19 protein-coding genes are annotated in these 22,307 nt (G+C 67.7%); 9 read left to right on the top strand and 10 right to left on the bottom strand.

Annotated elements, in window-relative coordinates; all coding sequences use genetic code 11:
* The 5 genes from ACL03I_RS08130 to ACL03I_RS08110 all read right to left on the bottom strand — a co-directional run bounded on the left by ACL03I_RS08130 (window position 1) and on the right by ACL03I_RS08110 (window position 5,182).
* On the bottom strand, window positions 1-1,908 hold the full coding sequence (locus tag ACL03I_RS08130; protein WP_355073894.1) for a glycoside hydrolase family 15 protein: 1,908 nt from the start codon (window positions 1,906-1,908) through the stop codon (window positions 1-3).
* Between the two features lie 229 nt (window positions 1,909-2,137).
* On the bottom strand, window positions 2,138-3,187 hold the full coding sequence (locus ACL03I_RS08125) for an ABC transporter ATP-binding protein (RefSeq protein WP_355073895.1): 1,050 nt from the start codon (window positions 3,185-3,187) through the stop codon (window positions 2,138-2,140).
* On the bottom strand, window positions 3,184-3,942 hold the full coding sequence (modB, locus tag ACL03I_RS08120; RefSeq protein WP_355074425.1) for a molybdate ABC transporter permease subunit: 759 nt from the start codon (window positions 3,940-3,942) through the stop codon (window positions 3,184-3,186). The genes ACL03I_RS08125 and modB overlap by 4 nt, the downstream gene beginning before the upstream one ends.
* A gap of 50 nt (window positions 3,943-3,992) precedes the next feature.
* A complete protein-coding gene (gene modA, locus ACL03I_RS08115; protein ID WP_412805543.1) occupies window positions 3,993-4,772 on the bottom strand; it encodes a molybdate ABC transporter substrate-binding protein in 780 nt (259 codons plus the stop codon).
* Between the two features lie 11 nt (window positions 4,773-4,783).
* Entirely contained in the window at window positions 4,784-5,182 is a 399-nt protein-coding gene (locus tag ACL03I_RS08110; protein WP_355073899.1) for a TOBE domain-containing protein, read from the bottom strand.
* Between the two features lie 271 nt (window positions 5,183-5,453).
* On the opposite strand from ACL03I_RS08110, the gene ACL03I_RS08105 reads away from it, so the two are divergent.
* The 5 genes from ACL03I_RS08105 to ACL03I_RS08085 all read left to right on the top strand — a co-directional run bounded on the left by ACL03I_RS08105 (window position 5,454) and on the right by ACL03I_RS08085 (window position 11,723).
* Window positions 5,454-6,650, top strand: a complete 1,197-nt coding sequence (locus ACL03I_RS08105) for a PucR family transcriptional regulator (protein WP_355073901.1) — start codon at window positions 5,454-5,456, stop codon at window positions 6,648-6,650.
* A gap of 158 nt (window positions 6,651-6,808) precedes the next feature.
* Window positions 6,809-8,260, top strand: coding sequence for a dihydrolipoyl dehydrogenase (lpdA, locus tag ACL03I_RS08100; RefSeq protein WP_412805542.1), 1,452 nt, complete (start codon window positions 6,809-6,811; stop codon window positions 8,258-8,260).
* A 10-nt stretch (window positions 8,261-8,270) separates the two neighbouring features.
* Window positions 8,271-9,437: a pyruvate dehydrogenase (acetyl-transferring) E1 component subunit alpha gene (pdhA, locus tag ACL03I_RS08095; protein WP_412805541.1), complete on the top strand. Its 1,167-nt coding sequence runs from the start codon at window positions 8,271-8,273 to the stop codon at window positions 9,435-9,437.
* Window positions 9,438-9,456: 19 nt separating this feature from the next.
* The gene (locus ACL03I_RS08090) at window positions 9,457-10,440 is read left to right on the top strand and encodes an alpha-ketoacid dehydrogenase subunit beta (RefSeq protein WP_412805540.1); all 984 of its coding nucleotides are present in this window, start codon (window positions 9,457-9,459) and stop codon (window positions 10,438-10,440) included.
* A gap of 17 nt (window positions 10,441-10,457) precedes the next feature.
* Window positions 10,458-11,723 (top strand): dihydrolipoamide acetyltransferase family protein, encoded by a 1,266-nt coding sequence (locus tag ACL03I_RS08085; RefSeq protein WP_412805539.1) that lies wholly within the window; start codon window positions 10,458-10,460, stop codon window positions 11,721-11,723.
* Window positions 11,724-11,734: 11 nt separating this feature from the next.
* Here the strand turns inward: ACL03I_RS08085 and ACL03I_RS08080 are convergent, their stop codons facing one another.
* Window positions 11,735-12,208, bottom strand: a complete 474-nt coding sequence (locus ACL03I_RS08080) for an iron chaperone (protein WP_364426274.1) — start codon at window positions 12,206-12,208, stop codon at window positions 11,735-11,737.
* Between the two features lie 53 nt (window positions 12,209-12,261).
* Entirely contained in the window at window positions 12,262-12,618 is a 357-nt protein-coding gene (locus tag ACL03I_RS08075) for a VOC family protein (RefSeq protein ID WP_355073912.1), read from the bottom strand.
* 216 nt (window positions 12,619-12,834) lie between these two features.
* Between ACL03I_RS08075 and ACL03I_RS08070 the strand changes: the two genes are divergently transcribed.
* Complete coding sequence (locus tag ACL03I_RS08070; protein ID WP_412805538.1) at window positions 12,835-15,630, top strand: ATP-binding protein; 2,796 nt, start codon at window positions 12,835-12,837, stop codon at window positions 15,628-15,630.
* A 25-nt stretch (window positions 15,631-15,655) separates the two neighbouring features.
* On the opposite strand, the gene ACL03I_RS08065 is transcribed toward ACL03I_RS08070, so the two are convergent.
* Entirely contained in the window at window positions 15,656-15,910 is a 255-nt protein-coding gene (locus tag ACL03I_RS08065; protein WP_412805537.1) for a hypothetical protein, read from the bottom strand.
* Between the two features lie 18 nt (window positions 15,911-15,928).
* Between ACL03I_RS08065 and ACL03I_RS08060 the strand changes: the two genes are divergently transcribed.
* Together ACL03I_RS08060 and ACL03I_RS08055 are read left to right on the top strand one after the other, a co-directional pair.
* Window positions 15,929-16,585: a hypothetical protein gene (locus ACL03I_RS08060; protein ID WP_355073917.1), complete on the top strand. Its 657-nt coding sequence runs from the start codon at window positions 15,929-15,931 to the stop codon at window positions 16,583-16,585.
* 158 nt (window positions 16,586-16,743) lie between these two features.
* Complete coding sequence (locus ACL03I_RS08055; protein WP_412805536.1) at window positions 16,744-17,976, top strand: MFS transporter; 1,233 nt, start codon at window positions 16,744-16,746, stop codon at window positions 17,974-17,976.
* A 74-nt stretch (window positions 17,977-18,050) separates the two neighbouring features.
* Here the strand turns inward: ACL03I_RS08055 and ACL03I_RS08050 are convergent, their stop codons facing one another.
* Window positions 18,051-19,073, bottom strand: coding sequence for an ABC transporter substrate-binding protein (locus ACL03I_RS08050; protein WP_412805599.1), 1,023 nt, complete (start codon window positions 19,071-19,073; stop codon window positions 18,051-18,053).
* 161 nt (window positions 19,074-19,234) lie between these two features.
* On the bottom strand, window positions 19,235-20,740 hold the full coding sequence (locus tag ACL03I_RS08045) for a flavin-containing monooxygenase (RefSeq protein ID WP_412805535.1): 1,506 nt from the start codon (window positions 20,738-20,740) through the stop codon (window positions 19,235-19,237).
* A gap of 327 nt (window positions 20,741-21,067) precedes the next feature.
* Here ACL03I_RS08045 and ACL03I_RS08040 point away from each other — a divergent pair, with 327 nt between their 5' ends.
* Entirely contained in the window at window positions 21,068-22,213 is a 1,146-nt protein-coding gene (locus tag ACL03I_RS08040; protein ID WP_412805534.1) for an LLM class flavin-dependent oxidoreductase, read from the top strand.
* Window positions 22,214-22,307: the final 94 nt, after the last annotated feature.

The raw sequence follows: 22,307 nt of genomic DNA, 5'->3' as shown, positions 1-22,307 counted from the left end.
TCAGGAACCGTCCGGCCGAGCTTCGGCTCGGTCGAGCTGTTCATCCAGCGCCATCGCCGCGGCGACCAAGGCCAGGTGCGTGAACGCCTGTGGGAAGTTGCCCAATTGCTCGCCGGACGGGCCGATCTCCTCGGCGAAGAGACCGACGTGATTGGCGTAGGTGAGCATCTTGTCGAACGCGTAGCGGGCTTGGGTCAATCGCCCAGCACGGGCCAGCGCCTCCACATATAGGAAACTGCACAGATTGAACGTGCCCTCGACGCCGCGTAAGCCGTCCGGGGAGGCTTCGGGGTCGTAACGGTAGACCAGGCTGTCGCTGACCAATTCCTCGTCCATCGCGTCGAGCGTGCTCAGCCACGCCGGATCCTGCGAGGACAGGAAGCCCATCCGCGGCATGAGCAGCAGCGACGCATCCAGCACCTCGGTGGCGTAGTGCTGCACGAACGCCTGCCGCTTCGAGCTCCAGCCGCGCTCGATGATCTGGTTGAACACGGCGTCCCGTTCCCGTGTCCAGCGCGCGACGTCCGCGGGCCGAGAGTGTTCGATCGCCAGCCGTACACCGCGATCGAACGCGACCCAGGTCATGAGACGGCTGTAGGTGAATTCCTGTTGACCACCACGAGTTTCCCAAATCCCCTCGTCGCGCCGGTCCCAGTTCTCGGTGAGCCAGTCGATCAGGTTCGCGATCGCCCGCCAGCCCGAGATTCCGCCGATATCGGACATCTGCGCCAGCGCGTCGGCCGCCTCACCGTAGATGTCGAGCTGGATCTGATCGGCCGCCGCGTTACCGACTCGCACCGGCGCCGATCCGCGGTAACCCTCCAGATGAGAGAGAATCTCCTCTTCCAGTCGAGGATCGCCATCGATGCGATACATGATCTGCAACGGCTCACCAGAAGTGGTGTCACCGGCTTCCAGCCGCTCGCGCAACCAGCGCCGGAAGGCATACGCCTCTTCGGCGAAACCCAAATCGTTCAGCGCCCGCACCGACAGGGACGCATCCCGGATCCAGGTATAGCGGTAATCCCAGTTGCGTTCGCCGCCCACCTGCTCGGGCAGCCCCATGGTTGCCGCGGCGATCGGCGCCCCGGTGGGCGCATACGTCAGCAGTTTCAGCGTGATCGCCGAACGATTGACCATGTCCCGCCAGCGACCCCGATACGTGGACGATCGTAACCACGTCTGCCAGAACGCGCGGCACGCGTCCAACTCCGCGAGCACAGCCTGCCGCTCCGGGGGCGCCGGTGCGGCGCCCCCGCTGTCCGTGCTCGTCAACACGAGCACCGCCGTCTCCCCTGCCGAAAGGGTGAAGCGCGCGGACACATCATCCCCTTCGGCGCGCAACGCCACCGGGTCGGTTGCCTGCAGGCGCAGATCGGTGCCCGGCCCGCGAAAGGTCACCGACCGGTGATCGTGCACTGTGAGGGTGTGGGCGGCGCGCGCATAGTCGAACCGTGGTCGGCAGCTGAGCGCGAACGGCAGAGTGCCCCGCACCACCCGCGCAATCCGCACCAGCCGATGCCGGTCGATCGGGGCGCGATCGCGGATCGGCTCCATGAAATCGATGACTTCGCCGACCCCGCTCTCGGCCATGAACCGGGTGACCAGCACGGCCGTGTCCGACAGGTACAGCTGACGAATCGTCACCTCCGCCTCGGCCAGATCGGCGGACAACTGACAGCTACCACCACGCTCGCTGTCGAGCAGTGCGGCGAAGACGCTCGGCGAGTCGAATCGCGGAGTACACCACCAGTTGATGGTGCCCACCGAGGACACCAACGCCACGGTCTGTAGATCACCGACAATGCCGTGCTCCGCGATCGGTGGATACGCGTTCATGGCAATCCTCCAGTGGCATCGACCGAACGGACAACTCAGCCCAGCGCAACCGATCGCCGCATCCCTCATTCGAGAGATGCGACCCTCACAGTGTGCTCCATGCCGACCGAAAAAGTGAACAGCTTATACATAGCAAATCTGAAACAGGCGACTACGACGTATCGCCCCGACCTACCCGCGCCTGTCGCTCAGCTCGCTTCCGACTGGACAGCCGCAGCGGAGACCATCGGCTTGCAATTGGCCGCAGCGCATCTCGGCGGCTCGACCGACGACACGGCGGCTGGACGCGGCCACTGGATCATGCCGGGTAGGAACGAGTTTCGGTGGCCTTCACCGCAGCCCACAGCCGCTGGCCCGGACGCAGTCGCAGCTCGGCGACGGTGGCCGGTGTGATGTCGGCGAGCACGGGCGGCGCGCCGTCGAGACGAATCCGGGTGATGTGCGCGTGTTGCTCGATGCCGGTGATCGTGACCGGCCAGCTGTTGCGGGGGCTGCCGACGGGTTGTTCCGGATGCAGGCCCACCGCGTTCGGGCCGAAGGCCACATGGACCCGCCCCTCCGCGGGTTCGGCGATGGTGAGGCTGCCGCCACCGTCCAGGTCGACAGTCGTGCCGCGAGCCGTGCCGCGGTAGAGGTTGAGGCCCATCAAAGTCGCCACGTAGTCCGAGCGTGGTCTCGCCGCGACCTGCGCGGGCGGTCCTTGCTGGACGATCTTGCCGTCTTCGAGGATGATCAGCCGGTCGGCGAGGACCATGGCGTCGAGGGGGTCGTGGGTCACCAGAACGGTGTGGCCGGGGTAGTCGCGCAGATGGTGGGCGAGGTCCGAGCGCACTTGGACCCTGGTGCCGGCGTCGAGTGCCGCGAGTGGCTCGTCGAGCAGCAACAGCTGCGGCTCGGTGGCCAGCGCGCGGGCCAAGGCGACCCGTTGCGCCTGTCCTCCGGACAGTGCCCGGGGTTTGCGAAGTGCGTAATCGGCCAGTCCGACCCGCGCGAGCCATTCGGTGGCCCGCTCCCGCGCGACGGCACGCCGACATCCGCGGGCGCGCAGCCCGAATGCGACGTTCTCCAGTGCCGACAAATGCCCGAACAACAGGTAGTCCTGGAACACGACGCCTACCTGTCGGCGTTCGGCGGGCACGAACGCCGACGGTGGCGCGTCCCAGGTGGTTCCGTCCAGCCGGATGTGCCCGCCGGTCAGCGCGATCAGCCCCGACAGGGCTCGCAGGGCAGTGGTCTTGCCCGCCCCGTTCGGTCCCAGCAGAGCGGTCACCTCGCCCGGTGCGGCGGCGAGAGGCAGTTCGAGCGCGAAATGCCCTCGGTCGATCCGCAGGTCGGCCTCCAAGCTCATATCGCTCCCCGGATCCACCGTTCGCGCAACGCGACCAACACGGTGACCGAGACGGCCAGCAGAACAAGGCTGAGCACGATCGCGGCGTCCGGATCGGTCTCCAGCGCGAGATAGACCGCCAGCGGCATAGTGGTGGTGCGGCCAGGGAAGTTACCGGCGAAGGTGATGGTGGCGCCGAACTCACCGAGCGCACGGGCCCAGCACAGCACCGCGCCCGCGACCACTCCGGGCAACACCGACGGCAGGGTCACCCGGCGGAAGGTGTACCAGCGGGTGGCGCCGAGCGTGGCGGCCGCCTCCTCGAAGCGAGGATCGGCCGCCCGCAGCGCTCCTTCGACGGAGATCACCAGGAAAGGCATGGCCACGAATGCCTCGGCCACGATCACCCCGGCGGTGGTGAACGGCAGTGCGACACCGAACCATTCGTAGAGATACCGCCCGATCAGCCCGCGCCGTCCCAGCACCAGCAGCAGTGCGACACCGCCGACCACCGGCGGCAGCACGAGCGGCACGGTGACCAAGGCCCGGATCAGCCCGCGCCCCGGCAGTTCGGCGCGCGCCAGCACCCAGGCCAGCGGGATGCCGAGGACCAAGCAGATCGCCGTGGCCGCGGTCGCGCACACCAGCGAAAGCCGCAGTGCCTGGCCGACTTCGACGCTGAACAGCCGATCCGGCATGGTCGCCCACGGCGCTCGCGCCAGCAACCCGATGAGCGGTAGGACGAGGAACGCCAGCCCGCAGCCTGCGGGCAGCATCAGCGCGACCGGTCGCCGCCCGAGCACCGCCCGCCGCCGCGAGGGCGCGATCACGGCGTGTCGAATCCCGCCGCGGCGAAGACCGTCTCGGCCTTGTCCGAGGTCACGAAGTCGACGAACGCCGCCGCGGCGGCCGCGTTCGGCGCGTGCGCCAGCGGCGCTACCGGGTAGTCGTTGATCGCCTTGCCGGACTCCGGGAAATCGATGCCCTCGACCTTGTCGCCCGCCGCCTTCACGTCGGTGCGGTATACCAGCGCCGCGTCGACCTCGCCGAGCGTCACCTTGGTCAGCACCGCCTTCACGTCCTGCTCGCGGGTATCGGGTTGCGGGATGATGTTCGCCGTCTCGAACACCGTCTTGGCCGCCGCGCCGCAAGGCACCTGCTCCGCGCACAGCGCGAGCTTGGGCGCGGTCCTGCCGAAATCGGCCAACCCGGTGACGTGTCCCGGATTGCCCTTGGGCACCGCGATCTCGAGCCTGTTGCGCACGAAGGTGACCGGCGCGGCGGTGACTTCGCCCTTGTCGCGGAGCTGCTGCATGTTCTTCGGCGCCGCCGAGGCGAACACGTCGGCCGGTGCGCCTTGATCGATCTGTTCGGCGAGCGCCGAACTCGCGCCGAAGCTGTAGATCACCTTCACGCCCGGGTGCGCGGCCTCGAACTGTTTGCCGAGTTCGGTGAACGTCTCGATCAGCGAGGCGGCGGCGAACACGGTCACCGTGCCCGAGACATGCTCGGCGCCGGTGTGTTCGGTCATATCGTCCGAACCACAGCCGGCCGCGGTCACCACAGCCACCACCGTCGCGGTGGCGACACCCCACTTGCGAATCATCCTCATCCTCGTCAACTCTCCGGTATCTCCACGACGACGTGCGTGGACTTCACCGATGCGACAGCGACGCTGCCGACTTCCAGACCGAGCTCGTCCACCGATTCCCGGCTCAGCAACGACACCAGCCGGAACGGTCCGGCCTGCATCTCCACCTGCGCCATCACCGTGTCCTTGACCACCCGGGTCACGATCCCGCGCATCCGGTTGCGGGCCGACGCCGCGACCGTCGCACCGGGTGCGGGCGCCTCGGCAGTGGCGCGCAGGAACTCGGCGAGCTCGCGGCCGCTGACACCCTTGCGGCCGTTGTCCAGCTGAATCGCGGTCAGACGGCCCTGATCGATCCATCGACGCACCGTGTCGTCGCTGACACCCAGCAACGCGGCGGCCTCACTGATCCGTAGATTCGACACAAGCGACAGTTTATTGCCGCATTCACGGTAAAGATAGTCGGTCAGATCCGCTACTTCGAGTACTCTCGTTCGCCCGCGCCCGGCGGCTTCTCGTGACGGCAGGGCGTTGTCGATGTCTTCACAAGCCGGACTGCGCCGCGGTGCGGCGATGTCACCTGCCCGTCGGAGTGGAGCGTCCCTGTCGATGCGGCAATCCGACGGCTATACGGTCGTGGTAGGCCACCGCTCGCGCAGTCGTGGCGCATGGCAGACGACAAGGAACCCGAGCGACATGTCGATATCGAAGAAGGCGCATCCGGACGCGTGCACGCAGGAATTGGTGGCCGCCTGCCGTGCGGAGATCCCCGCGCTGACCGATCGGCTGATCTCGGAGATCTTCACCGAAAACCCCGAATGGACCGATTATTCGCGGGTACCCCGCGCGGATCTGGTCGACGGCTGCCGCCGGTACGTAACCCGCATCCTCGACCGGTTGGGCGCTCCGACGACCGCGTTCGACGACGATGTCGCCGCGTCCATCGGCCGCCGCCGTGCCGAGCAGGGCGTGCCGCTGGAAGCCATGTTGCGCACGTTCCGGCTCGGCGGCCGGATCGTCTGGGAGGTCCTGCTCGACCGAGCGGACGATCTCGCTCCCGGCGAGATCCGCGCGGCGGGCACCGCGTTGTGGGCCGTGATCGACGGGCTGTCCACGTCGCTGGTCACGTCCTACCGGAATACCGAATTGGAGCAGTTGCGCAGCGACGAACGCCGTCGGCACGCCCTGATCGAGGACCTGCTCGCCGGCCGGGGCAACGACACCACCTTCGCCGCGCGCGCCGCGCGTGAGTTGAACCTTCCGGCCGGTAGCGACTATCTCGTCGTCGTCGCCTGCGATGCGGGCGAGGCGATGCACACCGGCACCGAGGCGGCCTTGGCCGCGGTCGGCATTCGTTCGGTGTGGCACGATCGCGTCGACTCGACGGTCGGGCTGATAGCGGTCGAGCGCCACGACGTCGCCTCGGTGTTGCGACGGATCGAACCGCACGTTCGCGGACGAGCAGGCGCCTCGCCGACCGTCGGCGGCCTGGCGCAGGTCGGCACCGCACACGGCTGGGCACTGCTCACCCTGCAAACCTTGCCCGAGGACGCGACGGGACTCGTGCCGCTGCACCAACGCTTCCAACATGCGCTGTTGCTGCGCTCGACCGACGTGACCGACATGCTGGTCGCCCACACCCTCGGTCCGGTACTCGCGCTGCCCGCCGCCGAGCGCACGACCTTGCTCGACACGCTCGCGGCATGGTTGGCGCACGACTGCTCGGCGGCCCATGCGGCGATACGGCTGCACTGCCACCGCAATACCGTGATCAACCGCCTCCATCGCGTCTCGACCTTGCTCGGCCGCCCGCTCGAAGGCCAGCGCAGCTATGTGGAACTGTCGCTGGCCCTGGCCGCCCTCGACCTCGACCGGACGGCGGAGAGAGCCTGATCCGACCTCATCGGATTGGGCGCTGCGCCCAATCCGACGATTGCACTACTGGGCTTCGTGGCAATTGTCTGTGCAGTTCGCTACGGCAACACTCGATAGCGATGATTCGCCCCACAACCGGAGGCGGATCGGATCATCGAGGACGAGGAGCACCACGAGTGCCGGATTTCGATCTACTGGTGGTCGGCGGCGGCCCGGGCGGGTACGTCGCCGCCATCCGCGCGGCCCAGCGCGGCCTGCGGGTCGGCTTGGTGGAGAAGGAGCGCCCGGGCGGCGTCTGCCTCAATTGGGGCTGCATTCCGACCAAGGCGATGCTGCGGTCCGCCGAGATCTTCCAAACCGTCACCGCCGCAGCTGATTTCGGCGTATACGCCGACAACGTGCGCTATGACTTCGCCGCGGTGCGGCAGCGCAAGGACGGCATCGTCAAGCAACTCACCGACGGTGTGGCGAGCCTGCTCGCCGCGAACGGCGTGACGGTGATCGAGGGACACGCCCGCTTCACCGGTCCGACCAGCGTCGAGGTATTCGAGGCGGGACAATCGCCGATCTTCCCCGGCGGCCCCCGCTACGCCGCCGCTCCGACAGCCACCGCCACCCGGACGATCAGCGCGAGCGACGTGATCATCGCGACCGGATCGGTGCCCGCTCGGCTGCCGATTCCGGGCGCGGATCTGCCGGGCGTCATCACCTCCGACGGCGCGTTCGGGCTGACCGAGGTGCCCGAACGCCTCGTCGTCATCGGCGGCAGCGCGGTCGGCGCGGAATGGGCCAGCCTGTTCGCGAGTTTCGGCAGCCGGGTCACCGTCGTCGAGCTACAGGACACCCTGGTGCCGCTGGAGGACGCCGACGTCGGCGCCGCCCTGGGACGGTCGTTCACCAAGCGCGGCATCACCGTGCTCACCGGCTCGACCGTCGAAGCCATCGCGCGAACCGATGCCCTGCGCGTCACCGTCGCGGGCGAGCACGCCGGTGAACTCGACGCGGACGTGGTACTTGTCGGCGTCGGACGCCGTCCCAACACCGCCGACCTCGGCCTGGACCGCGCGGGAATCGACACCGACCCGCGGGGATTCATCCCCGTCGACGAACGGCTGAGCACCGGCGTCGAACACGTCTACGCCATCGGTGACGTCACCGGGCGTGCCCTGCTCGCACACGTCGCCTCGCATCAGGGCATCACCGCCGCGGACGTGATCGCCGGCCATCCGGCGCACATCGACTACACCGCGATCCCGGCCGCCACCTTCACCCACCCGGAGATCGCGAGCGTCGGGCTCACCGAGGCGAAGGCCCGCGCCGCCGGGCACGAGGTCGTCACCGCCCGATTCCCCTTCGCGGCACTCGGCCGGGCGAAGACCTTCGGCGAAACCGAGGGCTTCGTCAAAATCGTTGCCGGACAGCGTCATCGAGAAGTGCTCGGGGTGCACATCATCGGCCCGTCGGCCAGCGACCTGATCGCCGAGGGCGCCTTGGCCATTGCGCTGGAGGCGACCCTCGACGAACTCGCCGACACCATCCACGCCCACCCCACTCTCGGCGAGATCGGCATGGAGGCGGCCATGGCCGGACTCGGACTGCCCGTGCACATCCCGCCCCGGAAGCGTTGAGGAGCCTGCCGTGACCACCAGCACCGCATCCCGCAAACCGAGTCGCAAGACGGCTCGGTCGACGGCCGCACACACCTCCGCGCCGGTCGCCGAGGAGCGCAAGAGCGACGCTGCCGAACCCGCACGGACGCAGGACGACTCCGTTCCGGCCGACGCGCGCATCGCCGCGGAGGATCCCGACAGCCTGCGCGGCCTGTACCGCGACATGCTGTTCGTGCGCCGGTTCGAGGAGCGCACCGCCCAAAGCTATCAGCAGGCGAAGATCGGCGGCTACTGCCATCTCAACCTGGGCGAGGAAGCCACCGTGATCGGTCTCGGCGCGGCCATGCGCCCGACCGACTATCTGTTCACCAACTACCGCGAGCACGGATACGCGCTGGCCAAAGGCATCGAGCCCGGCCGCGTCATGGCGGAACTGTACGGCCGCTCCACCGGCACCTCCAAGGGCTGGGGCGGTTCCATGCACATGTACGACACCGCGACTCGCATGCTGGGCGGTTACGCCATCGTCGGCGGCCAGGTTCCGCTGGCCGTCGGCGCGGCGCTGGCCATCGACTACCGCGGCGAGGACGACGTGGTGGTGTGCCAGATGGGTGAGGGCACGACGAACATCGGTGCGTTCCACGAGTCGCTCAACATCGCGGCCCTGTGGAACCTGCCGGTGGTGTTCCTGGTGATCAACAACCAGACCGGCATGGGCACCACGGTCGAGCGCTCCTCCGCCGAGCCGGATCTGTGGAAGCGCGCCGCCGCCTACCGCATGCGCGGGGAGCGTGTCGACGGCACCGATGTGCTCGCCGTCCGCGATGTGGCCGGTGAGTTGATCGAAACCGCTCGGCGCGAGAAGAAACCCGCGCTGCTCGAGGCGGTCAGTCACCGCCTCAAAGGCCACTCCGTGGTCGACCCGGCGAAATACCGTACCGAAGAGGCGGTCTCGATCGCCCGCGGCAACGATCCCATCGTGCGCTGGCGCGACGCGCTGCTCGCCGCCGGTGTGCTGGACGATCGGTCCGTGGCCGCGCTCGAAGCGGAGGTGACGGCCGCGGTCGCCGCGGCGGTCGAATTCGCCGACACAAGCCCCCATCCGGAGCCGTCGAGCCTGTTCGACTACAACTACGCGACGCCCGTGGCGGGCGATTCGCGTCGCCTGCCCGCCGATCCGCTCTTCACCCATTAAGGACATCACCGTGGCTGTCATGACCTATCGTGAAGCGCTGCGCGAGACCCTCCGCGAGGAGATGCGGCGCGACGACGATGTCTTCCTCATCGGGGAGGAGATCGGCATCTTCGAAGGCTCCTACAAGATCACCGCGGGACTGCTGGCCGAATTCGGTGAGAGGCGGGTGCGCGACACTCCCATCGCCGAGGAGGGTTTCGTCGGCGCCGCCATCGGCGCCGCCATGCTCGGACTGCGCCCGGTCGTCGAGATCATGACGATCAATTTCTCACTGCTGGCGCTGGATCAGATCGTCAACCACGCCGCGAAGATCTACGGCATGTTCGGCGGCCAGACCAGCGTGCCCATGGTCATCCGCACCCCGGGCGGCGGCGGGCAGCAACTGGGCGCGACGCATTCGCAGAACGTGGAGTTGTACTACGCCTTCGTGCCGGGCTTGAAGGTGGTCGCGCCGAGCACTCCGGCCGACGCGCGTGCGCTGCTGAAAGCCGCCATCGAAGACGACGATCCAGTGTTGTTCCTGGAGAACCTGTCGCTGTACAACACCAAAGGCGAAGTGCCGGAAGATCTTCCGAGCGCCCAGATCGGCAAGGCCGCGGTCACGAGAACCGGCTCCGACATCACGCTGATCGGGTACTCGCGAATGGCGACGATCTGCTCCGAGGTCGCCGAACGACTCGCCGCCGACGGTTTCTCGGCAGAGGTCATCGACCTGCGCAGCCTTCGTCCGCTGGACCGCGCCACCCTGATCGAGTCCGTCCGTAAGACCGGCTGCGCCGTCATCGGCGAAGACGACTGGCTCACCTACGGCATCGGCGCAGAGGTCGCGGCCTCCATCTCCGACGGCGCTTTCGACTACCTCGACGCCCCGGTCCGCCGGGTGGCCATGGCCGAGGTGCCGCTGCCCTATGCCAAGCCGCTCGAACGACTCGCCCTGCCGTCGGCCGATTCGCTGTACACCGCCGCAGTGGAAACCCTTGCGGCAGTGGGCAAGCGACGCTGAAAGACCAGAGGACATTCATGCCCGAAATCACCATGCCCCGCCTCTCCGACACCATGGAGGAAGGCGTCGTCGTCTCCTGGCTCAAGCAGGTGGGCGATCCGGTCGAACAAGGCGAAATCCTCGCCGAGATCGAAACCGACAAAGCTCTCATGGAGCTCGAGGCGTACGACAGCGGCGTGCTCGAGCAGATCCTCGCCGGTGAGGGCGCGCGGGTGCCGATCGGAACACCCATCGGCGTCATCGGCGACGGCAGCGGAACTACCGCGAGCGGCCCGAACGGGGGTACGCCCGCCCCCGCCGAGGAGCAAGCTGCCGCCGGACACGGTGCGGAGCCGGACACTCGCCCGGTTCCGGCTGTCACAGTGACCGAACCCACCGTCGACTCCCGCGCAACGGTGCAGCGAAAGAAGACGTCGCCGCTGGCGCGCAAGATCGCCGACGAACTCGGCGTCGACATCACCACCGTCGTCGGCACCGGTCCCGGTGGGCGCATCATCCGGCAGGATGTCGAATCCGCCCATCGTGCAGCCGAACTCGATCCGCCGCGGAAGGTCGTCCCCGCTCCCCTGAGCGAGCTTCCCGCTCCGGCCGCAGGCGACTACGAGGAAATTCCGCTGACCACCATCCAGCGTGTCTCGGCCACGCGGCTCACCGAGAGCAAACAACAAGCTCCGCACATCTATCTGACCAACGCGGTCGATGTGACCGACCTCTTCGACTTCCGCGCACAGGTCAACGCCACGCTGGCGCAGACAGGTGTGAAGGTCAGCGTCAACGATCTGCTGCTCAAGGCCGTCGCCGTGACGCTGCGGAAAAACCCCTCGGTCAATGTCTCCCTCGCGGGCGACAAATTGTTGCGGCACCGTGGCATCAACCTCGGTATGGCGGTAGCGACGCCCGCGGGCCTTCTCGTTCCTGTGCTGCGCGACGCCGATCGCAAGAGCGTGTCCGAGATAGCCGCCGAGAGTAGGGACAAAGCCGAACGCGCCCGCGAACGCAAGCTGCGCACCGACGAGATGAGCGGCGGCACTTTCACCATCTCCAACCTCGGTATGTTCGGCATCGAGCACTTCACCGCCGTCATCAACCCACCGGAGGCCGCCATCCTGGCCGTCGGCGCGGCCACGGACGAACTGCGTCTGGACGACGGTGAAGTGGTGACCCGCAAGATTCTGCGGGTCACCATGTCCGCCGACCACCGCGCCATCGACGGAGCCGTGGCCGCACAGTTCCTGCAACAACTGAAGGACCTGCTGGAACATCCACTCCGCATCGTGACCTGACGCTTCGGCGCTCAGCCCACCGCCTTGCGCACCAGTTCCCCGATCCTCGCCTCCTCGGCGGCGGACACCTTCGTCAGCGCGAAGTACGTCGGCCACATAGCGCCGTCGTCGAGGGTGGCGATATCGCTGAAACCGAGAGTCGCGTAGCGCGATTTGAATTTTTCCGCGCTCTGGAAGAAGCACACGACCTTGCCGTCCTTGGCGTAGGCGGGCATGCCGTACCACAGCTTCGGCGACAGATCCGGAGCGCTGGCTCGGACGACGGCGTGCACCCGCTCGGCCATGACGCGATCGGATTCGGCCATTCCGGCGATCTTCTCGAGCACGTCCTTCTCTCCGTCCGCCTTCGTCGCGCGCGAGCCGCGGCGCGCGGCCGTCTTCAACTCTTGGGCGTGCTCCTTCATCGCGGCGCGTTCCTCGTCGGTGAATCCCACCGCGGTCTTGGTCTTGGCGTTGGTGCGGGTGGCGGACTTCTGCGCGGTCATGAGTGTGTCTCCTTCGTCTCGGACAGGGGTGATTTCGATGGTGGTTCGGGCGCTCATCGGTCTTGGATCAGCCCGAGGACGTGGCCGTCGACGTCGGTGACGGTGGCCACCAGGCGGCCGCCGCCGACATCGTGGGCGGACTCCGCCACAGTGGCGCCCGCGGCGGTCACTTCCGCCAGCTTCGCCTCGATGTCCGGCACGTGCCAGTAGGCCACCGGTGCGGTCATTCCCTGCGGACCGCCATTCGGCACCAGCCCGATGTGCTGGCCCTCGGCCTCGAAGCCGACGTAGTAAGGCGAGTCGGTCTGCGGCGGCGTGCCGAGCAAAGCGGTGAACAGCGCCTTGGCTGCCGCCAGGTCGGACACGGGATGCAGCACGGTCTTGATTCCCTGGGTGGGAGAGCTGGTCATGATCACTCCTGAACTCGTCGGTCACTTTGTCCCGGTGTGCCGTTCTGTCGGGCGAACCGGGCGTGCTCACAGCATCTCTCCCGGCGACTCCGACCCACATCCGTGGCGACCACGGAACCGTCCACTGATCGGGCCACCGATCGACTACGGCAGCAACCCGCAACCGGGAACAGACCGAGAAGTATGAGGGCGAAGGGATACGGCAGAATCGGTGCCATGGTGGCGACGGTGGAGATCTCGGCTCGGGAAGCCGAGGTGCTGGCGCTGGTGGGGGAACATCTCAGTAACGCCGAGATCGGGGCGAAGCTGTTCATCTCCGTGCGCACCGTGGAAAGCCACGTCTCCTCACTGCTGCGCAAACTGGAGGTGCCCGATCGGCGGGCACTGGCCCAGCGCGCGTCCGCTTCGGTACGCGACGACCGGCCGCACCCGGCGCCGGTCCTCCCGAGGCCGCTGACTTCCTTCATCGGCCGCGGCCGGGAGCGCGCGGAACTGACCGCGATGATCGGCGAATACCGGCAGGTGACCGCGGTCGGTCCCGGCGGAGTGGGCAAGACCCGGCTTGCGCTGGCCGTCGCGGCGGAGATGGCCGCTGCGTACACCGACGGGGTGTGGTTCGTCGACCTGGTGCCGGTCACCAGCGCGGACACCGGCGTGATCGCCGGTACGGTCGCCCTCGCGCTCGGCCTCGGCGAGCAGCCCGGCCGTGGCATGGACGAGTCTGTGCTCACCGCGCTGGCCGACCGGCACGCCTTACTGGTGCTGGACAACTGCGAGCATGTGCGCGACGGGGTGGCGCCGTTCATCGAACGACTGCTCGCGACATGTCCGCGATTGACGGTGCTGGCGACCAGCCGGGCCCGGCTGATGGTGCCGTTCGAGCGGGTGTACACGGTCGCGCCGATGTCCTTGGCCGGCGATGGCGACTCGGATGCGGTCCGGCTGTTCATGGACCGCGCGGCGGCCGGCGGCTGGCCGCCGAATCACGCCCTTCGCGACCAGGTCGCCGCCTTCTGCGAGCGACTCGATGGTGTGGCGCTGGCGATCGAGTTGGCTGCCGCACGCTGGACGACGCTCGGGCTGGATGGTCTCGAAGCCGGACTGTCGGACCAGCTCAGGATGCTCGCCGGGGGACCGCGCGCCGAGGACCGGCACCGGTCGGTGCGGGCAGCGCTGGACTGGAGCCACGCCTTGCTGGAGCCGGACGATCGAGTGCTCCTGCGCCGGGTGTCGGTCTTCATGGGTGCGTTCACCGTCGAGGCGGCGGCGCAGGTAGCGGCGTCCGAGAAAGCCGTTGTCGCAGACGGATTGGCCCGACTCGCCGAGCAGAGCCTGCTCGCGGTGACGGCATACCCGAGTGGGACCGGATACCGGGCGCTGGAAACCATCCGCCAGTACGGGACGGAGCAGCTCACGCAGGCCGGTGAACTGGCAGGCACCCGTGCGGGGCACCTCCGCTGGTGCCTGGCCGAGGCCGCCGAGCTGACCGTGGTGAAAGCGGACTGGCGGGCACGATTCGACGCGGTGGCCGACGACTTCCGCGCCGCGATGACGTGGGCGAACGATCGGCCGGAGCACCGCGCGGATACCTTCCGCTTCGCCCAGCATCTGGCGCGACTGTGCTTCACCCGCAATCTGATCGGCGAGTCCCAGATGCGCTACGAGCAGGCGGCCGCGCTCGCCGACGACCCGTCCGCCGCCGCCTCGATGCTGCGCCATGCCGCTGCCGCGGCCGGATGTCAGATGCGGGGCGACGATATGCACCGCCTGCACCGCGCGGCCGCGGAGGCGGCCCTCAGGTCCGGCGACTCCGCCGGCGCCGCCCGCGACCTGGCGACCGCCGCTGCCAACGGCTACCGGTTCGCGAGTAAGTTCGTCCGGCCCCTGGCACCGGAGGAAGCCATCGCGCTCATCACCGAGGCGCGGCAGCTCGCCGGTGTCGACCCGGCCGCCCAGGCCGCCGTGGCGCTGGCCGAAGCCGGACGAGCGCTCACCGATGCCCTCACCGGCCTGCACTCATCCGACCTTGTGTCCGAGACCGTCGCGCGCGCCGAACGTGCCGTCGAACTCGCCAGGCACACGGCTGATCCGCTCGCGGAGTCCGCTGCGCTCGACACACTCGCCGGGGCGCACAGCATGGCCGGTGACACCTTCGCCGCAGCGGCCGTCGCGCGTAGCCGAATGGTGTTGTTGAACTCCGCTCCGCATACCCCAGCCGGTACCCATGAGCTGATCGACGCGCTCGGCGAGGCCGCCGAGGCCGAACTCGGCGCGGGTGATCTGCTGGGCGCCCGCCGGTGGGCCCAGCAGCTCGCGGATCATCCGCTGCTCGCCGAGGTCGGACATCGCGCGACGAGCTGGCTGCTGGTGACCGACGCGTTGGCGGGCAATGTCGAGGAGGTACGCACCAACAGCGTCCGATTCCTCGAGTCGTGGCATCGGGTCGGCAACCCCGTCAAGTCGGTCCTCGGTCCGGCGGTAGCCGGCGTGGCGATGATCCACGACCTACGCGGCGACCATGACGCTCGGGCCGAATGGGACGCCGTCGTAGCCCGACTCGGCACGCCACCAGCGCATATCCACGGCTATGGCGCGGTCTTCGACGCACTCGCCATGCTTCACCGCGGGCAGGTGAGCGCGGCGTTGGAACGGATGGCAGCCGATCCCGGCGAGGTATGGAGATGGGTCACCTGGATCTGGCTGCACTGGTATGTGGCGCTGCGGGCTGAAGCCGCCGTGCTCGCCAAGGCCCCCGATGCCGCCGATCGCCTCGCCGAGGCCAGGACCATCGTCGCCGGAAACCCCATCGCCGGTGCCATCGTCGAGCGCGCCGCGGCATTGCACGCCGGTGACCGGCAGCGGCTGCTCGCCACGGCGGCCGCGTTCGACGCCGCCGGTTGCCGTTACCAGTCGGCGCGCACCGTGGTGCTCGCCGGTGGCGAGCACGGCGCACGCGGCGCGGCCACGCTCGCCGAACTCGGCCTCGCCCCGATGGCGCCTATCACTTTGTGAACCGCCGTCTGCGCTCGGCTCGCGCTTACTTCCCGCGTCCCGACCAACGACGGAACAATCGCCGGACGCGCTCGCTGAGACCCGGCGCGGGTTGCGGCCGCGCACGAGCGGTTTCGACGTCCGCCGCGGCCGACGCCGCCTGGGCCAATCGCGCGTGCAGTTGTTCGCGCACTTGGTCCGGGGTGTAGGCACGGCGGCGGCGCTCGGCGCGCACCACCACGACACCGGTGGCAACCACACCGGCCACACCCGCCAATCCCACTGCCTTCCACCACCTCATACCGCATAGGCTACGACCATGACGGGGACGGGCATCGATCTCGACCGAGCGGTCGAGGTCACCAGGACGGGTGACATCTGGCTTTTCCGTGGCCATTCCACAGCCGACCGGGTGATTCGCATGACGACGAACAGTCCGGTGAACCATGTCGGGATGTCCGTCGTGATCGACGACCTGCCCGCGCTGATCTGGCACGCGGAGCTCGGACGATCACTGACCGACATGTGGTCGGGGACCGCGCACCGTGGCGCCCAGTTGCACAATCTGCGCGATGCCGTGCTGGTCTGGGCACACCGCTACGGTCAGCAGGCATGGTTGCGCCAGTTGAACCCTCCCGCCACCCGCGCCATGGAGGACGGCGCGCTGCGCGCCATCGCCCGGCTCGACGGCACTCCGTTCCCCTCCACCGCGGGCTTGGCGGGGCGCTGGCTCCGTGGTCGTGCGCGTCTGCCCCGCAGGAAGACGAGTGGATCGACCGCCCGCGAGCTGGAGAACGCGTACTGTGCCGAAATCGTCGCCGCCACATACCAAGCGATGGGGCTGCTGCCCGAGCGCCGCAGCCCCGACTGGTACGACCCGGGCCGATTCTGGAGCGGAGACCGACTGCAACTGTCCGGCGACTACGCATTGAGCGGCGAAATAGCCGTACGGACACCGGCTCGCACGGATTCCTGACGCGAACACGAGAGCGGGACCCGGCGGTCCCGAAGTAAAAATCACCTCGATTTTCACAATATGGAGCGGATAAGAACATCCGTACCGTGGGGCCATATGGTCCCATCATCCTATCTGTGCAGGGCGCATTACTTACCGGCGCAAATTCGAGTTGTCGCATGACCACCTACCGGCAGGACGGATCGTCGGTCGAACTTCCCTCACTTCGGCCATTGTTGTTCACCGTTTACGTACCCGCGGCGGCGTACGGGATCGGCATGGGAGCCGCGGCGCCCGTCATGGCACTCACGGCGCTCGACCTGGGCGCGTCGGCCGCCGTCGCTGGTCTGACCGTCGCCCTGGTCGGCCTCGGGCAGATACTCGGCGACATTCCCGCCGGCCAGGTCGTCGCCCGGCTCGGTGAGCGGATCTCCATCATCGCCGCGAGTACGGCGGGTTCGATCGGCGTGCTGTTGTGCTTGTTCGCACCGGCGGTGCCGATTCTGGGTGCAGGGCTGATAATCGTCGGACTGTCCAATGCGGTCTGGGGATTGGCTCGAATGAGCTATCTGTCGGAAGTGGTGCCGTTCGAACGCCGAGCGCGGGCGATGTCGTTATTCGGCGGAGCCATGCGACTGGGATTCTTCGCCGGACCGTTTCTCGGCGCGGCCGCTATCACCGGCCTCGGCACGCGCGGCGGATTCGTCGTCCAGTTGATCGCCATCGCGATCGCCGGATGGCTGATGGCCCGGCTGCCGGACCCGCAGACCTCGGCCGCCGGAGCGATACCGAAACCGCCGCTGTCCCTGGTCGAGATCACGCGAGCACATCGCGCGCTGTTGCTGACGCTGGGCGCCGGGTCGTTGTTGATGGGTGCGGCGCGTTCGTCACGGGAAGCCGTACTGCCGCTCTGGGCCGATCATCTCGGCGTCGACGCTGCTACCGCGAGCCTGATCTTCGGCATCGGGGCGGGCCTCGATGTACTGTGCGCCTATCCCGCAGGCCATTTGATGGACCGGTACGGCAGAAGATTCATCGCCGTGCCGTCGTTGGTTATCCTGGCCGTCGCGTATTTGTCGGTGCCGCTGACCGATTCGGCGCTCACACTCGGCATCGCTGCGATCGTCATGGGAATCGGCAACGGCATCGGCAACGGTGTCATCATGACCATCGGCGCCGATATCGCGCCCGCCGCAACCCGTGCCGAGTTCCTCGCCGCGTGGCGGCTCACCCACGACGGCGGTTTCTTCGTGGGCCCGTTGGTGATCAGCGGATTGGCGGCGATCGGTCCGCTGGCCGTGGCGGTCCTCGCCATCGGAGGCGTGTCGGCCCTCGGCGCCGGGGTGATGGCGCGATACATTCCGGTGTACATCCCTTGGCCCAAACCGAGCTATCGCGCAGTTCAGCCATAGTTACCGTTCTCGGCCGACCGAATGAGGAAGACGGATCGGGCTCGCGCGCAACGACACCCGATCCGTCGCATGCATTACTTCGGAGCCTGCGAGTTGTACTTGTTGGTGTAGAACTTCGACGGCTCGAACGAACCGGTGATGGCGCCGGTATCCCGCAACCAATCCTCCCAGCGCACGAAGTCGGCATCGACGATCACGCCGTTGACGGCAGGCACTCCGACCGAAAGCCAGTACTTCACCGACGAGGCGTCCTCCCCCGAACGCTTTCGCTTCTCGATGATTTCGGTGAACTTCGCGACCACCTGGTCACGAGGAGTCGTCTTCAGCCATTCGATCGCCTTGGCGACCCCGTCGACGAATGCCCGGACACTGTCGGGGTTCTTGGCGATGAAGTCGTTGCGGAACACGTACTGGCCGCCGTTGAAGGGACCGAACTCCTCGTAGTCGGTGAAGACCGGACGAAGGCCGCCATTGGCGATCGCGCGCTGCTGGAATTGTCCGCTCAGCGCGGCCACGTCGACCTGGCCGCGCCGCACGGCGTCCTCGGTATTCGGCGGGGGCAGCACTACCAGCTGAACCGATTTGATCTGCTGCTCGTTGAAACCGGCCTTCTTCAGCGCCGTGTGGATGTCCGCCTCGGACTGACCACCCAGGGTGTTCACCCCGATCTTCTTGTCCAGCAAATCTTTCGGAGTTCTGATCGGACTGTTCTCGGGAACATAGAATCCGGTGAACGTCTTCTCATCGGATCCGTAGTAGTTCACCACCGCCGTGATCGGCGCACCACCCTGCGCCAGTTTCGCGACCGCGCCGCCGAACGCGCCGCCGAAATCGACCTGACCGGTCGCCGCCGATTGGATGTCCTGCGGACCGCTGATGGTATTGCCCTGCCATTCGAGCTTCACTTTGCCGTCGAAGAAGCCCAGATCCTCCGCGAGTTCGGGAATGACAACTTGCGAGGCCCAGCCTTGATACCGCAGGACCGGCACACCGCCGGAGGTGCGGACCTCCCCGCCACCGCATGCGGTCGAAAGCAGTGCCAGAGTTGTGGCGACTACCGCGCCTATCAGAAACTTGCTGCGCGTTATCACGCTCATACTCTCCCTCGATACATCCGCCGACGCGCCATCGCGTCGCAGTGCAGCGATCGTTGAGCATGCGCTATTTCGTGTCCAGGGTTGTCTTCGGCGCGATTCGAAAACGACACGCGCTCGCGGCAGGCACATCGTCGTGCCCGCCGCGGTGCGACGCCCCGCGATCAGGCGCTGCGCGTACCTTCCAGCGGCCGTGTGGCGGTCGACTTCTCGGTCCGCCTGAAGGTCAGCACCCCGTCTTCGAGCGCGCCCTTGCGCAGCAGCTTGCGATCGCGGAAGTAGTTGTTGATCACCTGCCACGGGCCATTGGTGCCCTGCCGCGGCATCACCGCGTCGCCGCGCCGGATGTAGCCGGAGGTCAGTGCCCCGCCCATCACCGAGTCGGCGCCTCGGTCGCGCTCGGTGGCGACGGCCTCGACCCGGGTGAAACCGTTCTTCCTCATGTGGTTGAGCACCCGGCAGAAGTACTCGGCCGCCAAGTCCGCTTTCAACGTCCAGGACGCGTTGGTGTAGCCGAGCACCATCATCGCGTTCGGCACGCTGTCGAGCATGGCCCCCTTGTAGACCACCCGGTCCCGGGTCACCACCGGCTCGCCGTCGATCTCCAGGGTCATGCCGCCGAGCATCTGCACGCTCAGGCCGGTGGCGCTGATGACCAGATCGGCGGGCAGTTCCTCGCCGGAGGCCAAGCGGATGCCGGTCTCGGTGAAGGTCTCGATGCGGTCGGTGACGATGGAGGCCTTGCCGCTGCGCAACACCTTGAACAGGTCGCCGTTGGGAACCACGCACAGCCGCTGGTCCCACGGGTTGTAGTTCGGCGTGAAATGGCGCATGTCGATGCCGGGGCCGACCTGCATGCGCACGGCGGCCAGCAGGAGCTTCTTCGCCGCCTCCGGGTTGGTGCGGGAGAGTTGGAAGCTCGCGCGCTGCAAGGCGATATTGCGGGCCCGGCCGATCCGGTAGGCCAGCTTCTCCGGCACCTTGGCGGCTTTCATCCCCACCGCGACCGGGTCGTCGGCGGGCAGCGCGGTGATGTACGTCGGCGAGCGCTGCAGCATGGTGACGTGCGCCGCCGCGTCGCTCATGGCCGGGATCAGAGTGATCGCGGTGGCGCCGGAGCCGATCACCACCACCCTCTTGCCTGCGTAGTCGAGGTCTTCCGGCCAGTGCTGGGGATGCACGATGCGCCCACCGAAGTTCTCCTCACCGGGGAACTGCGGACGGTAGCCGTTGTCGTAGTCGTAGTAGCCGGTGCAGCCGACCAGGAAGTCGCTGGTGTGGATCTCGGTCTCGCCGGTCTGCTCGTCGAGCGCCTCGACCGTCCAGGTGGCCGTCTCGCTCGACCAGCGGGCCGTGGTGACCTTGCGGCCGAACCGGATGTGCTCGGTGACGCCGTACTCGGCCGCCGTCTCCTCGATGTAGTGGCGGATGTGCGGGCCGTCTGCGAGGACCTTGGTGCCGTTCCACGGGCGGAAGCCGTAGCCGAAGGTGTACATGTCGGAATCGGAGCGGATGCCGGGGTAACGGAACAGATCCCAGGTGCCGCCGATGGCGGTCCTGCGTTCCAGGATCGCGTAACTGCGTCCCGTCTGCTCTTTGGTGAGATGGCAGGCCATGCCGATTCCGGACAGCCCAGCGCCGATGATCAATACGTCGACATGCCGCGTCATTGAGGTACTCGTTTCGTCCGGTCCGCCTCGCACACCTGAGGGTGCGTGCTGAGGCCAGATTACGTGTTATTCGTGGTTACGTCTAGTCACGAATAGTGACACGTACCGAGACCGGAATAAAAACCGGCCTGGTTTCAAATCGTGACCTGAGCCGGCGGAGCGCCCAGCATGGATCACTGCGGCGCGCCCACAAGGCGCACCGCCCGATCTGTCCCACCCGACGTGCCGCGGGGTCGTTGTGACCGCGACACCGGTTCGGGTCGCTTCGCGTGCGCGCTGGTCACCGCGGTGGCTCGGCCGCGGTCTCCGGAAGGGAGTTGGCTCAGCATGAGTCTGTCGTTCCACTGGTTCCTCCCCACTTACGGCGATTCCCGCGGACTGGTCGCGGGCGGGCACGGCACCTTCATGTCCGGTGACCGCCCGGCCAGCCTGCGGTATCTGAACCAGATCGGCGCCGCCGCCGAGGACAACGGGTTCGAGGCCGTGCTCACCCCCACCGGCGCGTGGTGCGAGGACGCCTGGCTGACCACCGCGATGATGGTGGAGACCACCGAGACGCTGAAGTTCCTGGTGGCATTCCGCCCCGGCCTGGTCAGCCCGACGCTCGCGGCACAGATGGCGGCCACCTTCCAGCGGCATTCCAGGGGCAGGCTGCTGCTCAACGTGGTGACCGGTGGCGAGCCGCACGAGCAGCAGGCCTACGGCGACTTCCTGGACAAGTCCCAGCGCTACGCACGCACCGGCGAATTCCTGCATGTGGTGCGGGAACTGTGGACCTCCACCGAGCCGGTGACGTTCGAAGGCGAACACATCCGAGTCGATCAGGCACTGCTGAGCAATCGACCGGACCCGGTGCCGCCGGTGTTCTTCGGCGGTTCCTCCGAACCCGCGGGCCCGATCGCGGCCCGCTATAGCGACACCTACCTGACCTGGGGCGAGCCGCTGCTCGCGGTGAGCAGGAAGCTGGAATGGATCCGCCGTCTGGCGGTGGACCACGGACGCGTCCTCGACTACGGCCTGCGCATCCACGTGATCAGCCGTGACACCTCCGAGCAGGCCTGGGCCGAGGCCGACCGGCTGCTGGCCGACATCGACCCCGCCGACATCGAGCGGGTGCAGGCGAACCTGGCGCGAAGTGAATCCGAAGGCCAGCGGCGCATGCTGGACCTGCACGGCGGCAGCACCGAACGGCTGGAGATCGCGCCCAATCTCTGGGCGGGCGTCGGCCTGGTCCGCGGCGGCGCGGGCACCGCACTGGTCGGCTCGCATGCCGAAGTCGCCGAACGGCTGGCCGAATACGCGCGCCTGGGCATCACCCACTTCATCCTCTCCGGCTATCCGCACTTGGAAGAGGCGTACTGGTTCGGCGAAGGCGTGCTGCCGATCCTGGAGCGCAAAGGCCTCTGGCGGCATCCCAACCGCACCGAGCACATCGCCGCCGCCACGCCCTTCGCGACGTCATCCGGCAGCTGAGCGCAACACCCCAGTTATTCCCACGCGCTGCTACGCGGCGAGAATGGTCTATCTGTCCGGCACACCGGCCGCGACCGACGGACCGTTCCTGAGG

This window comes from Nocardia sichangensis (assembly GCF_047200615.1).
Classification (GTDB): Bacteria; Actinomycetota; Actinomycetes; order Mycobacteriales; family Mycobacteriaceae; genus Nocardia; species Nocardia sichangensis.
This window is presented reverse-complemented; position numbering and strand designations above follow the sequence as displayed.